General features: G+C 67.5%; 15 protein-coding genes. 9 read left to right on the top strand and 6 right to left on the bottom strand.

The annotated features are described in order from the left end of the window. Positions 1-10 precede the first annotated feature (10 nt). The 3 genes from ACH46_RS15960 (at position 11) to ACH46_RS15950 (ending at position 1,952) form a co-directional block, all read left to right on the top strand. Positions 11-745, top strand: a complete 735-nt coding sequence (locus tag ACH46_RS15960; RefSeq protein ID WP_062395528.1) for a hypothetical protein — start codon at positions 11-13, stop codon at positions 743-745. Positions 746-858: 113 nt separating this feature from the next. Beyond that, complete coding sequence (locus ACH46_RS15955) at positions 859-1,224, top strand: hypothetical protein (protein ID WP_062393793.1); 366 nt, start codon at positions 859-861, stop codon at positions 1,222-1,224. A 65-nt stretch (positions 1,225-1,289) separates the two neighbouring features. Continuing rightward, on the top strand, positions 1,290-1,952 hold the full coding sequence (locus tag ACH46_RS15950) for a hypothetical protein (RefSeq protein ID WP_062393792.1): 663 nt from the start codon (positions 1,290-1,292) through the stop codon (positions 1,950-1,952). Here ACH46_RS15950 and ACH46_RS15945 read toward each other — a convergent pair. The 3 genes from ACH46_RS15945 to mftR all read right to left on the bottom strand — a co-directional run bounded on the left by ACH46_RS15945 (position 1,942) and on the right by mftR (position 4,241). Further along, positions 1,942-2,340 carry a DoxX family protein gene (locus ACH46_RS15945; RefSeq protein WP_062393791.1) on the bottom strand — a complete coding sequence of 133 codons (399 nt, stop codon included), beginning with the start codon at positions 2,338-2,340 and terminating at the stop codon, positions 1,942-1,944. The two genes, ACH46_RS15950 and ACH46_RS15945, sit on opposite strands and share 11 nt — an antisense overlap. A 38-nt stretch (positions 2,341-2,378) precedes the next feature. After that, positions 2,379-3,437 (bottom strand): ferredoxin--NADP reductase, encoded by a 1,059-nt coding sequence (locus tag ACH46_RS15940; protein ID WP_062393790.1) that lies wholly within the window; start codon positions 3,435-3,437, stop codon positions 2,379-2,381. Between the two features lie 195 nt (positions 3,438-3,632). Continuing rightward, positions 3,633-4,241: a mycofactocin system transcriptional regulator gene (gene mftR, locus ACH46_RS15935; RefSeq protein ID WP_062393789.1), complete on the bottom strand. Its 609-nt coding sequence runs from the start codon at positions 4,239-4,241 to the stop codon at positions 3,633-3,635. A gap of 152 nt (positions 4,242-4,393) precedes the next feature. On the opposite strand from mftR, the gene mftA reads away from it, so the two are divergent. From mftA to ACH46_RS15910, 5 genes are all read left to right on the top strand, one after another. Then, positions 4,394-4,486: a mycofactocin precursor MftA gene (gene mftA, locus ACH46_RS15930; RefSeq protein WP_120298744.1), complete on the top strand. Its 93-nt coding sequence runs from the start codon at positions 4,394-4,396 to the stop codon at positions 4,484-4,486. After that, positions 4,486-4,842, top strand: coding sequence for a mycofactocin biosynthesis chaperone MftB (mftB, locus tag ACH46_RS15925; protein ID WP_062393787.1), 357 nt, complete (start codon positions 4,486-4,488; stop codon positions 4,840-4,842). The genes mftA and mftB overlap by 1 nt, the downstream gene beginning before the upstream one ends. A 46-nt stretch (positions 4,843-4,888) precedes the next feature. Further along, the gene (gene mftC / locus ACH46_RS15920; RefSeq protein WP_417935304.1) at positions 4,889-6,127 is read left to right on the top strand and encodes a mycofactocin radical SAM maturase; all 1,239 of its coding nucleotides are present in this window, start codon (positions 4,889-4,891) and stop codon (positions 6,125-6,127) included. Between the two features lie 53 nt (positions 6,128-6,180). Continuing rightward, entirely contained in the window at positions 6,181-7,401 is a 1,221-nt protein-coding gene (gene mftD / locus ACH46_RS15915; protein ID WP_062393785.1) for a pre-mycofactocin synthase MftD, read from the top strand. 262 nt (positions 7,402-7,663) lie between these two features. Continuing rightward, positions 7,664-8,464 carry a mycofactocin-coupled SDR family oxidoreductase gene (locus ACH46_RS15910; RefSeq protein ID WP_062393784.1) on the top strand — a complete coding sequence of 267 codons (801 nt, stop codon included), beginning with the start codon at positions 7,664-7,666 and terminating at the stop codon, positions 8,462-8,464. 72 nt (positions 8,465-8,536) lie between these two features. Here ACH46_RS15910 and ACH46_RS15905 read toward each other — a convergent pair whose 3' ends face one another. Both ACH46_RS15905 and ACH46_RS15900 read right to left on the bottom strand, forming a co-directional pair. After that, positions 8,537-8,866 carry a nuclear transport factor 2 family protein gene (locus ACH46_RS15905; protein ID WP_062393783.1) on the bottom strand — a complete coding sequence of 110 codons (330 nt, stop codon included), beginning with the start codon at positions 8,864-8,866 and terminating at the stop codon, positions 8,537-8,539. Between the two features lie 18 nt (positions 8,867-8,884). Beyond that, positions 8,885-9,637, bottom strand: a complete 753-nt coding sequence (locus ACH46_RS15900; protein WP_062395526.1) for an SDR family oxidoreductase — start codon at positions 9,635-9,637, stop codon at positions 8,885-8,887. A gap of 86 nt (positions 9,638-9,723) precedes the next feature. On the opposite strand from ACH46_RS15900, the gene ACH46_RS15895 reads away from it, so the two are divergent. Next, complete coding sequence (locus ACH46_RS15895; RefSeq protein WP_062393782.1) at positions 9,724-10,419, top strand: TetR/AcrR family transcriptional regulator; 696 nt, start codon at positions 9,724-9,726, stop codon at positions 10,417-10,419. A 175-nt stretch (positions 10,420-10,594) separates the two neighbouring features. Here ACH46_RS15895 and ACH46_RS15890 read toward each other — a convergent pair whose 3' ends face one another. Continuing rightward, complete coding sequence (locus ACH46_RS15890; RefSeq protein WP_062393781.1) at positions 10,595-11,710, bottom strand: CaiB/BaiF CoA transferase family protein; 1,116 nt, start codon at positions 11,708-11,710, stop codon at positions 10,595-10,597. Between the last annotated feature and the right edge of the window lie 27 nt (positions 11,711-11,737).

Genomic DNA, 11,737 nt, shown 5'->3' with positions numbered 1-11,737 from the left:
GGAGCACCCCATGTCCACACACACCCTCCGCCGGCGGATCGCCGGTGCCGTCGCCACCGCCGCCGTCTTCGGTACCGGTCTCGCCGTCCCGACCATCACCGAGGCGGGCCCCGCGTCGGCTGCCGAGTGCAACCAGACGTCTCTGACCAAGCGGTCGGACGCGTTCGCCGATTACATCTTCCAGAAGTCGGTCCCGGCACAGGTCGGTGAGGGCACGTCGGTGACGTACTCGGTCGCGGTCAGCACCACGGGTTCCGGCAACCCCTACGTGCAGAAGGTGCGAGACCTGCCCGCCACGGTTCTCGAGAACGTGAAGCCGACGGTCGAAGTCAAGGCGTTCACGCTGATCGGGGGAATCCTCGGTGGCGGCGGAGCTTTCGGCGACCTCATCGAGAAGAGCACCGTCAACCCCGCGAACGTCCATCAGGACCGCGGCGGCTGGCGCATCGACCACACCGGTTACGCGGTCTTCGCGGGTAAGGCGTTCGTCGCGGAGTTCACGTACAAGCTTCCGAGCAGCATCAAGGCGGGCACCCAGTTCGTGAGCCGCGGAGCGGCGATCAACGCCACGCCGGCGCCGACCGTGACCGAAGTGGCCGTCGGAGCGGTCTGCACCAACATCCGCGGCCAGAACGCCGGTGAGGCGATCAGCGGCAGCATGGACTCCAACGGTCTCGGCTCGTCCGACGGCCAGCTGTCGAGCACCGGCGGTCTCGGCGACATCGTCGGCGGCATGTTGAGCTGATCCCCGCACAGCTATCAACATTTGCGTCCCCGCGGCGCCTCTCCGAGGGCAAATAGCCCTTGAGACGGTGCCACGGGGACGCAAATGTTCGTGGCCTCGCCCTGCTGTTCGCCGTGTTGCTCCAGATCCCCGGCCTGTGCGTCACACGGTTCACCGACCCGCGTTGGCGGGGTGAAGATGAGGAGTCCATTCGCGCGTCGACCGAGTTGGGCCTCGGCTGGATGATGACGGCGATCAGCGTGACGGCATTGGTCGGGGTCGTCGCCTGGCACTATTCCGGCGGGCTCACTGTCGGTGTCATCGGCGCTCTGACTGCCCCGCTGGCGTTGATCTTCGCGCTCGTCGGAATCTTCACGCTCAACCCCGACCGCGAGGTGACATCGTCGATCTGGGTTCCCCTGCTGCTTGCGACCCTGACGGTCGGCGCGGGTGCCGCGCGCGCTGGGATCCGACGCTGGTGGGGCGGTGAGTCGGTGTGACCCCGGTCGAAGCGTTGACGACGGTGGGACGAAGGCGGCCTGCGAAGTCGCCGACGGTCGACGGCGTGGCCATGCTCGCCACCGTGGTGGGGTTGTGGGTGATCCGCGCAGCGATTCAGGCGGGGACCGCCGCATTCACACCGGTTGCGGGCGAGGTACTCACCACGCGGAACGTGGAGCGATATCGCGTGGTCGCTTCGCTCGGTGCAGGTGCTGGCTGGGTGCTGTCGGCGATCGCGGGCGTCGTGGTCTTCGTGCTGATATTGCGCATCTCGACGCCCGACCGACGGGACCTCGCTCGGGCGTTGGGTCTCCTTCTTGCGCTGGGCCTGCAGGTCCCGGGCTACTTCTACACCCAAATGCTCACGGGGGATGCGGATGTCTTCGTGGATGGCGGCGAGGCGACCGGACTGACCTCTCCCGAGGGCTCGATGGTGGTCGTGTTCTGGCTCCTGGCGCTGGTAGCGAGTGCGGTCGGCATCCTGATCAGGGAGGTGTCGGGCAAGGCGGTCCGGTCGGCGATGGTCCTGGTGCTGCCGCTGGTCGTCGCGGTTGCCGTCCTCGGTGTGGCGGCTCTTCGTGATCAGCCGACGATCTGGCTCAGCGTGATTGCGCTCCCGGCGCTGGCGGCATGCGCCGCTTTTGCGGTGGTCGGCCTGGCGGAGCGGTTTCAGCGCGAGCTCGACCGGCGCGCCGCCAAAGCATCCGATGGACTCGCTACTCCGTGACGGCGGCCTCCACAGCCTTCGCCCGCGAGCCGCGTCGAACGATCAGCGCCAGAACGATCAGCGGGATCTGCAAGGGGAGGCGGGCCCAGGCGATGGTCTTCAGCGCGGGGCTCTTGTCGACCCACTCGCGGATCATGTTCACGTTGGCGGGGAACACGGCGACGAACAGCAGGGCGGCCAGGCCCGACGCACGATGGCGGGTCCGCGGGTTGAGAACGGCTGCGCCCAAACCGATCTCGGCGGCACCGGAGGCGTAGGTCCAGGCGCGGGGGTCGCCGGGGATCTCCTTGGGGACGATCGAGTCGAACGGCTTCGGCGCCACGAAATGCAGAACGCCGGGAATCAGCAGGATCAACGACAAGACTCGGGCCAGGCGATCATTCGTCATGGCCCGAGTCTACGGGGTCGTCGTGCGGGGACCGCGGGTCAGAACTCGATCTTCAGCTTGTCCGCGGTGGGTCGTGCCTGGCAGCCGAGGATGTAGCCGTCGGCGATGTCGTCGGGGTCCAGGGCGCCGGTGACCTCCATGTCGACCGAGCCCTCGACGAGGGTGCAGGCGCACGATCCGCACTCGCCCTCCTGGCAGGAGTACGGGGCGTCGAGGCCGGCGGCCAGCATGATGTCGACCAGGGTGCGCGACCGCGGCCACGCGAGGGTGTGGGTCTCACCGTCGAGCTCCACCTCGACCTCGGCGGCCGCGGCGGCCTCCTCGGCCGAGACCTCTTCGAGCTCGACATCTGCGAACGGGTCGCCGGAGAGCGAGTTGTAGATCTCGACGTGCACGTTCTTGGTGGGGAAGCGGGCCTTCGAGAGAGCGCTGTGGGCAGCGTCCATGAACGGACCGGGGCCGCACATGTAGGCGGTGTGGGTCGCGGCGAGCGGCGCGAACAGGGTGGCGAGCGTGCGGTCGCTAGGCAGGCCCTGGATCGACTCGAGCCAGTGCAGAACGGTCAGTCGTGCCGGGTACTGCGACTGCAGTTCGCGCAGCTCCTCGGCGAAGATGACGTCCGACTCGCTGCGGTTGGCGAAGAAGAACGTGACGCGATGCGTGCCGGTCTTCAGCGCGTGCTTCAGGATCGACATCACCGGCGTCACACCGGATCCCGCGGCGATGAGCAGCAGCGGGGTGTGGAAGTTGTCGGGGGTGAAGACGCCCGACGGCGGCAGCGACTCGATCTGCGCGCCGGGCTTGAGGTTGTCGCAGATCCAGTTGGAGCCGTAACCGTCCTTGGTGCGCTTGACGGTGACCTTCGGCAGCTTGTCGTGCACCGGTGCCGACGCGAGCGAGTAGCAGCGGGCCACCGATCCGGTCTGGTCGCTGGGGATCCGCAGCGTCAGGAACTGACCCGGCTGGTAGTCGGCGAACTTGTCCGCATGCACGTCGGGGATTTCGAAGACGACGCTGCACGCGTCAGCGGTCTCATCGATCACCTCGGAGACGGTGAGGATGGCGCTGCGTGCGCTGTGCGGGGTCAGGTCGGTCATCGCAGTTGACTCTCTGGGAATCGGGCTCGACGGGGGTCGAGCAAAATTAGAACGTGTTCTATAAAAGAATATCAGCGTTGGTGAGTGTGCCATAGGGGCTGTTCCGGACAGCGGGAGTGCGCTGTTTCCGTCGCCTGAATCAACGGTGTTCTCTGTGACCACGGTCTGGTCACATCGAACACTGTTGATCGGCGGTCACGCCGTCAGCGACGACACTCCGTGGATCAACACGTCGCTGCCCGCGCGGAGCAGGGCGGTCAGGTCGGCGTCGTCGTCCAGCAGCCACTGGTCGTAGGCGGCCAGGGCGGTGCCGAGGGTCAGCCAGGCGACGGTCTGCGGGATGTGGGACTCGGCCGGGACGTCGAGTCGGGCGGCGCAGTGATCGGCGATCACGCGACGCCAGTCGGCGTACATGATCATCGAATGCGCCTGTAGGGCAGGCACTCCCAGCAGCAGCGACATCCGCTGTCGATGCTCGGCGCGCTCGGAGTCGGGGACGGTGTTGAACGCGATCAGGGCGTCGCGCAGGGTGACGCCGAGCGGCGCGTCGGCGGGGCTGGCGCGCAGGAGGTCGCGCAGACCGTCGAGGTGCTCGTCGAACTCGCCCCACGGAATCGAGTTCTTCGACGGGTAGTACCGGAACAGGGTGCGCCGCGCGATGCCTGCGGCGGTGGCGATGTCGTCGACGCTGGTCTCGTCGAATCCGCGAGTGGTGAACAGGTCGATCGCGATGCTGCTGAGTCGACCGCGGGTGGTGGCCGCCGGCCGCCCTCCGAGGACTCCGCTGCGTCCCGATCTGGTCATCAAAGCTCACTCTCTCGGCCGCGTGATGGCGTAAAGCCGCCGGTCACGATGCTACGACAAACAATTTTCTGCCAGGCTCTAGCCATTCTGCACTCAGTGCCATTATGGTGTGAGGCGAACCACATCAGTACTCGTGAAGGAGGATGGTTCATATGGCCGATCAGGCGAACTCGACCCAGCAGGATCTCGTTGCTGAGTCGCTGGTGGAGGAAGTGTCCATCGACGGGATGTGTGGCGTCTACTGATGACGGCTCCATCGACCACTGCTTCCGGCGGCCCCGCGGCCGCCGGAAGCGGTACCCCGGAATCTGCATTCGATCCGACGCGCGCCTGGGCGCTCAACCCCAAGGTGGCGCTGCGTCCGGAACCGTTCGGCGCGCTGCTGTACCACTTCGGCACCCGCAAGCTCTCGTTCCTGAAGAACCTCGTCGTCGTCGACCTGGTCCAGGCCCTGACCGAGCATCCGAGCGCCGACGCCGCGATGGCGGCCGTCGGCATCGCCGACAGCGAGCGACCGCTGTACCTGCAAGCCCTCTCTGCCCTGAGCACGTCCGGGATGATCCTCGAGGTCACGTCCGACGCGCACACGACCCAGGAGTGACCCCGTGACATCCGTGGAAACCCGCCCCGGCACCGAACTGCTCGGCATGCCGTCGACCACGCCGCCGCTGACCGTCCCCGCGCCGCCCAAGGTCGGGCGCCTGGTGGACCAGTTCGAGCGCGGCCTCGACGCCCCCATCTGCCTGACGTGGGAACTGACCTACGCCTGCAACCTCTCGTGCGTGCACTGCCTGTCGAGCTCCGGCAAGCGCGACCCGCGCGAACTCAGCACCGAGCAGTGCAAGTCGATCATCGACGAGCTGCAGAAGATGCAGGTCTTCTACGTGAACATCGGCGGCGGCGAGCCGACGGTCCGCCCCGACTTCTGGGAGCTCGTCGACTACGCCACCGACCACCAGGTGGGCGTCAAGTTCTCCACCAACGGTCTCCGGATCACCCCCGAGGTCGCCGAGCGACTCGCAGCCTCCGACTACGTCGACGTCCAGATCTCCCTCGACGGCGCCACCGCCGAGGTCAACGACGCCGTCCGCGGCAAGGGCTCGTTCGACATGGCGGTCAAGGCCCTGGAGAACCTGAAGAACGCGGGCTTCGGCGACGCCAAGATCAGCGTCGTCATGACCCGCCACAACGTCGCCCAGCTCGACGAGTTCAAGGCGCTCGCCGACCGCTACGGCGCCACCCTGCGCATCACCCGACTGCGTCCGTCCGGCCGCGGCGCCGACGTCTGGGACGACCTCCACCCGCTGCCGGAGCAGCAGAAGGAGCTCTACGACTGGCTCGTCGCACACGGTGATCGCGTCCTCACCGGCGACTCCTTCTTCCACCTCTCTGCGTTCAGCCAGGGCGGCGGCAGCGGCCTGCCGGGCCTCAACCTGTGCGGCGCCGGACGCGTGGTGTGCCTGATCGACCCGATCGGCGACGTCTACGCTTGCCCGTTCGCGATCCACGAGAACTTCCTCGCCGGCAACATCACGACCGACGGCGGCTTCCAGCAGATCTGGCAGCACTCGGACCTGTTCACCGAGCTCCGCGAACCGCAGAGCGCCGGCGCCTGCTCCAGCTGCAACCACTACGACGCCTGCCGCGGCGGCTGCATGGCCGCCAAGTTCTTCACCGGTCTGCCGCTCGACGGCCCCGACCCGGAGTGCGTCCAGGGCTACGGCGAACAGCTGCTCGCCGGTGAGCGATCGAAGCCGACCGCCAACAAGGACCACTCCCGCGGCGTCCCGCTGACCCTGATGACCAGGCCGCCGTCGCGCGACTGCGACGAGAACCCGCTCGCCGGGTTCATGCCCACGACCGCTTCCGGCTGCTCGTCCTGCTGAGCCGGCCCTGCTCGCGGCCTACTCGATCGACCTGAAACCCCGAAGGAACACTCATGTCCAAGTTCTCCGAGCTCATGGAGAAGAACCCCTGGCGTCGGAACCCCTGGTTCGAAACGGTCGGGGAGGCGCAGCGTCGCGCGCAGAAGCGACTGCCGAAGACCGTCTACTCGTCGCTGATCGCCGGCACGCAGGCGGGCATCACGCTCACCGACAACGTCGAGGCGTACGGCGAGCTCGGCTTCGCGCCGCACGTCATCGGGACCACTCCGGAGCGCAACCTGACCACCACTGTGATGGGGCAGGAGCTGCCGTTCCCGGTGATGATCTCGCCGACCGGCGTGCAGGCCGTCAATCCCGACGGTGAGGTGGCCGTCGCCCGTGCCGCTGCCAACCGCGGCACTGCGATGGGGCTGTCGAGCTTCGCGTCGAAGCCGGTGGAAGAGGTCACCGCGGTCAACGACAAGATCTTCTTCCAGATCTACTGGCTCGGCAGCAAGGAGGACATCCTCGCTCGCGCGCAGCGCGCCAAGGAGGCCGGCTGCAAGGGGCTGATCGTCACCACCGACTGGGTCTTCAACGTCGGCCGCGACTGGGGCAGCCCTGAGATCCCCGAACAGGTGGACTTCAACGCCGTCGCCAAGCTGGCACCGGAGATGATCACCAAGCCGCGCTACGCGATGAGCTGGTTCCGCGACGGCAAGCTGATCATCCCCGACCTGTCTGCGCCGAACATCGCGCACAAGGGAGAGCCCGGCCCCACGTTCTTCGACGTGTACGGCCAGTGGATGAACACCCCGCCGCCCACCTGGGAAGACCTGCAGTGGCTGCGTGAGCAGTGGGACGGCGAGTTCATGGTCAAGGGCATCACCCGGCTCGACGACGCCAAGCGTGCCGTCGACATCGGTGCCACCGCCATCTCCGTCTCCAACCACGGCGGCAACAACCTCGACGGCACACCCGCCACCATCCGCGTCCTCGGTCCCATCGCCGACGCCGTGGGCGGCGACCTCGACGTCCTGCTCGACGGCGGCATCCGCCGCGGCAGCGACGTCGTCAAGGCCCTCGCGCTGGGCGCCAAGGCGGTCATGATCGGCCGCGCCTACCTGTGGGGTCTGGCCGCCAACGGCCAGACCGGCGTCGAGAACGTCCTCGACCTCATGCGCATGGGCGTCGATTCCGCCCTGATGGGTCTCGGCAAGTCCGACGTCGCCGACCTCTCCCGCGAGGACCTCATCATTCCGGAGGGTTTCGAGCGGGTCTATGGAACGGAGTGACAGGTCGAGCCGACGTCCGAGGCGTTAGCCGAGGCGTCGGTCGAGACCAGGTGACGATCGCTGGGTCTTAGACACCGCCCACTCCAAACTTCGTCCCCGTGACGCGACCTCCCGGGCATATTGCCGGAGAGTGCCGTTCACGGGGACGAACTTTGCGGTCCACCCAGCGGGAACGTGTCTAGCCATCGAGCACGCCGATCCGACACACTAGAACGTGTTACAGTTCGGCGACTCTAGTGTGCTTCAGGAAGGCGTTACGGCAATGGGACAGTTCGACGGTCAGGTCGCGTACATCACGGGCATCGCCCGCGGTCAGGGACGTAATCACGCGCTCCGCTTCGCGAAGGAGGGCGCCGCCGTCATCGGCATGGACATCGCCGACCGCGTCGCCGACCACATGACGTACCCGCCGGCCACGTCCGACGACCTCGCCGAGACCGTCCGCCTCGTCGAAGAGGCCGGCGGCAAGATCCTCGCCCGCCAGGGCGACACTCGCGACCTCGCCTTCCAGCAGCAGCTCGTCGCAGACGGCGTCGCGCAGTTCGGTCGCCTCGACCACGTCATCGCCAACGCGGGCATCCTCACCTGGGGTCTCACCTGGGAGCTGACCGAAGAACAGTTCACCGACGTCGTCGACGTGAACCTGGTCGGCACGTGGAAGACCCTCAAGGCCACCATCCCGGCCATGCTGGAGGCGGGCAACGGCGGCAGCATCGTCATCATCTCCTCGTGCGCGGGCATGAAGGCGATGCCGGCGCAGGCGTCGTACTCGGCGTCGAAGTTCGGTCTCCGCGGCCTCGCGCAGACCGCGGCCAAGGAGCTCGGCCCGGAGAAGATCCGCGTCAACACCGTCCACCCGTACGCCGTCAACACCCCGATGGGCGTCGAGGACCCCGAGGGCCTCAAGGCCTTCCAGAAGTGGGGTCGTCACTTCCCGTCGATCATGGACCACTACCCGGTCGCCAGCGTCGACGACCTGACCGACGCCGTCTTCTACCTCTCGACTGCCGCGGCCGTCACCGGCTCGGAGTTCCAGATCGACATGGGTGCGACGAAGGTCTAGCCAAAAGCACAAGCCCGCCGCGCGCTGGAATCCCAGCGCGCGGCGGCCTTTGTGCGTAGTCGTCCTAGACGATCACTCCGCGCCGCGGATGATCATCGCGGTGAGCTTGTCGCCCGCCGTGCGGAAGGCGAAGCTGCTCAGGCCGTTGGCCCACGAGCTGCGCCAGTCCGCGATCACGACGACGGTATCGCCGTCGTGCCGGACGTCGGTGACGGTCATCGTGCCCTTGGCTCCGATGAACTCCCTGTCGCTCCACGCCTTGATCGCGTCGCGGCCGGTGAAGATGCGACCCCAGTCGTCGACGAAGCCGTCGGCGGTAAAGGCGTCGAGGACGGCCGCCTCGTCGTGGTTGTTGACCGCCGCGACGAAGGCGTCGACGGGTGCGTTGAGTTCGGTGCTCATCTGAGAATCCCCTCTCGGTCAGCGGGTGGTGTAGCCGCCGTTGGCGAAGATGGTCTGGCCGGTGATCCACGCGCCGTCGGTCGCCAGGAAGGTGACGATCGGGGCGATGTCCTCGATGTTGGTCAGGCGGTTGCCCATGCCCTGCGACTTGTGGAACTCGACGCGCTCCGGGGTCTCCTGGCCGTAGAAGAACGGGGTGTCCATCGGGCCGGGCGCGATCGCGGTGACCGAGATGCCTCGGGTGCCGAACTCCTTGGCTGCGGCGCGGGTGAAGTGCTCCACCGGGCTCTTGCCGCCGGCGTACGTGGAGTAGCCGTCGGTGAAGGCGGCGAGCAGTGCCGTGACGATGGTGATGATCTTGCCGTTGTCGTTGAGGTTGCGGCCGGCCTCCTTGATGAAGAAGTAGGCGGCCTTGCTGTTGATGTCGAACATCGAGTCGTACTCGGCCTCGGTGGTCTCGACGATCGGCTTGCGCAGCACCTTGCCGACGGTGTTCACGGCGACGTCGATACCGCCGAGCTCGGCCTTCGCGTCGGCGAACAGCTTCTCGACGGCGTTCGGATCGGTGAGGTCGCCGGTCAGCAGAACGGCCTTGCGGCCCTTGGCCTGGACGTCTGCGACGGTCTGCTCGGCTTCGGCGCGGCTCGACTCGGAGTTGTAGTGGACGGCGACGTCGGCGCCGCCCTCCGCGGCGAGGCGGCTGATCAGGCCTCCGAGGTTCTTGCCGCCTCCCGCGACGAGGACGGTCTTGCCGGTCAGATCCTGAGTCATGTGATTCCCCTTCATGGTGTCCCTGTGTTGCCAATATATCGACGGTATGGATTTCTATATCGTCGATATGGAGTTACTGTAGCGGAGTGACAGAGAAAGCGCGAGGCGATACACGAGAACGGCTCTTGGAGGCCGCCGCCGATTTGATCGCGGCGTCGCCCGGCGAGGAGATCTCGCTGCGGGCGGTGTGCGACCGCGTGGGCGTCCGGATGCCGACGCTGTACCACTTCTTCGGCAACAAGGAGGGGTTGCTCGACGCGGTCGTCGAGCACGGTTTCGAGCTCTACCTGTCGGCGAAGGCGGCCCAGGAGTCCAGCGGCGATCCGATTCAGGACCTTCGCGACGGGTGGGACGCGCACGTCGCGTTCGGGTTGGCGAACCCGGGCTTCTACACGTTGATGTACGGCCAGGTGCGGCCGGGCGACGTCCGGCCTGCGATGGCTCGACCGACGCAGATGCTCCGCAACCTCACCGGCGTGGCCGAGGATCAGGGGCGTCTCGCGGTCTCCGCGGACCAGGCGACGGCGCACATCCTCGCCACCAACATCGGGCTGACGCTGAGGCTGATCGTGCTGGCAAAGCCGGACCCGGAGCTCTCAGTCGCCGTCCGGGAGGCCGTGATCGCAGGCATCACCGGAGTGAACGGCGACGACGCCTCGAAGCGGTCGGCGCTGCTCGCCGCGCTCGATTACGCGGTGGCGCGGCCGGATGTGCTGGGCGAGGAGGAGACGGCGTTGTTGGCGTCGTGGTTGCGGCGGTTGGCGGACGTCTCCTCACGCTGATCGAGTAGACCGAGGCGATAGCCGAGGCCGTATCGAGATCGCCGCGGGCCGGGTCTCGCCGACCGCAGGCCCCGAACGCGAACGAGGCCGCCGCACACTGGAATCCCAGCGTGCGGCGGCCTCGGTGCGCAGGCTCGCTGCGCTCGCATGCTTACTCGGCCGGCAGGGTGCCGGCTCAGTCCTGCCAGACCGTCGCCGGATCGGTCGCCTCGCGAGCCGGGCCGGTCGGCGTCTCAGTGGTCGAGCGGGAGAAGCGCGGGGCCACCTGGGCCTGCATCACGCCGTCGATCTCGACCAGGGTGCCGCGGGCGGCCAGGTGCGGGTCGGCCGGCGCCTCGGTGTAGTCGAGGATCGGCGACGTGCAGGCGTCGGTGCCGTCGAAGATCGCGGCCCACTCGTCACGCGTCTTGGTCTTGAAGGTGTCGATGAAGATCTGCCGCTGCTCGTCCCACTTCGAGAAGTCCATCTGATGCGGCATGGTCTCCGGATCCAGTTCGAGACCCTTGAGGAGTTCGGCGTAGAACTGCGGCTCGATGGCACCGACCGCCATCCACTTGCCGTCGGAGGTCTCGTACACCTCGTAGAAGGGGGCGCCGGTGTCCAGCAGGTTGACGCCGCGACGGTCCTGCCACATCCCGGTGCCGCGGAACGCCCACATCATCTGGCCGAGGACGGAGGCGCCGTCGCACATCGCGGCGTCGATCACCTCGCCCTTGCCGGAGGCCGCGCGCTCGACGAGGGCTGCGAGGACGCCCATCACCAGGAACATGGAGCCGCCGCCGAAGTCGCCGACGAGGTTGAGCGGCGGGGTCGGCTTCTCGTCCGGGCGGCCGATCGCGTGCAGCATGCCGGTGAGCGAGATGTAGTTCATGTCGTGACCGGCCAGCTCGGCGCGCGGGCCGGTCTGGCCCCAGCCGGTCATCCGGCCGTAGATCAGGGCGGGATTCACGGCGTGGAGATCGTCGGGACCGAAGCCGAGGCGCTCCATTACGCCGGGGCGGAAACCCTCCAGGATCACGTCGGCCTTGCCGACCAGGTTGAGGATGGTCTCGCGGTCGGCCGGGTTCTTCAGATTGGCCTCGACGACGCGACGGCCGCGCAGTAGAGCGTCGGCGTTGCGGTTCGGATCGGGCAGCTGGCCGGGGCGCTGGACGCGGAGGACGTCGGCGCCGAGGTCGGCCAGGAGCATCGCGGCGTGCGGGCCGGGGCCGATGCCCGCGAACTCGATGACGCGGATTCCGGCGAGCGGGCCGGAGCGGCCGGACGGCTTGCGGGTGGCGGGAGAGGTCATGAGAACTCCGATCACAGAAGGCTCGGT

The sequence above is a fragment of the Gordonia phthalatica genome, from assembly GCF_001305675.1.
Classification (GTDB): Bacteria; Actinomycetota; Actinomycetes; order Mycobacteriales; family Mycobacteriaceae; genus Gordonia; species Gordonia phthalatica.
The sequence above is the reverse complement of the archived record's forward strand: the minus strand, read 5'-3'. Positions and strand labels throughout refer to the sequence as shown.

Excerpts from the sequence above, each read along its gene's own strand:
- ACH46_RS15905 (WP_062393783.1), bottom strand. The coding sequence starts at position 8,866 with ATGAGCACCGAACTCAACGCACCCGTCGACGCCTTCGTCGCGGCGGTC.
- mftR (WP_062393789.1), bottom strand. The coding sequence starts at position 4,241 with ATGACCAGATCGGGACGCAGCGGAGTCCTCGGAGGGCGGCCGGCGGCC.
- mftD (WP_062393785.1), top strand. The coding sequence starts at position 6,181 with ATGTCCAAGTTCTCCGAGCTCATGGAGAAGAACCCCTGGCGTCGGAAC.
- mftC (WP_417935304.1), top strand. The coding sequence starts at position 4,889 with ATGCCGTCGACCACGCCGCCGCTGACCGTCCCCGCGCCGCCCAAGGTC.
- ACH46_RS15945 (WP_062393791.1), bottom strand. The coding sequence starts at position 2,340 with ATGACGAATGATCGCCTGGCCCGAGTCTTGTCGTTGATCCTGCTGATT.
- ACH46_RS15960 (WP_062395528.1), top strand. The coding sequence starts at position 11 with ATGTCCACACACACCCTCCGCCGGCGGATCGCCGGTGCCGTCGCCACC.
- ACH46_RS15900 (WP_062395526.1), bottom strand. The coding sequence starts at position 9,637 with ATGACTCAGGATCTGACCGGCAAGACCGTCCTCGTCGCGGGAGGCGGC.
- ACH46_RS15940 (WP_062393790.1), bottom strand. The coding sequence starts at position 3,437 with ATGACCGACCTGACCCCGCACAGCGCACGCAGCGCCATCCTCACCGTC.
- mftA (WP_120298744.1), top strand. The coding sequence starts at position 4,394 with ATGGCCGATCAGGCGAACTCGACCCAGCAGGATCTCGTTGCTGAGTCG.
- ACH46_RS15890 (WP_062393781.1), bottom strand. The coding sequence starts at position 11,710 with ATGACCTCTCCCGCCACCCGCAAGCCGTCCGGCCGCTCCGGCCCGCTC.
- mftB (WP_062393787.1), top strand. The coding sequence starts at position 4,486 with ATGACGGCTCCATCGACCACTGCTTCCGGCGGCCCCGCGGCCGCCGGA.
- ACH46_RS15910 (WP_062393784.1), top strand. The coding sequence starts at position 7,664 with ATGGGACAGTTCGACGGTCAGGTCGCGTACATCACGGGCATCGCCCGC.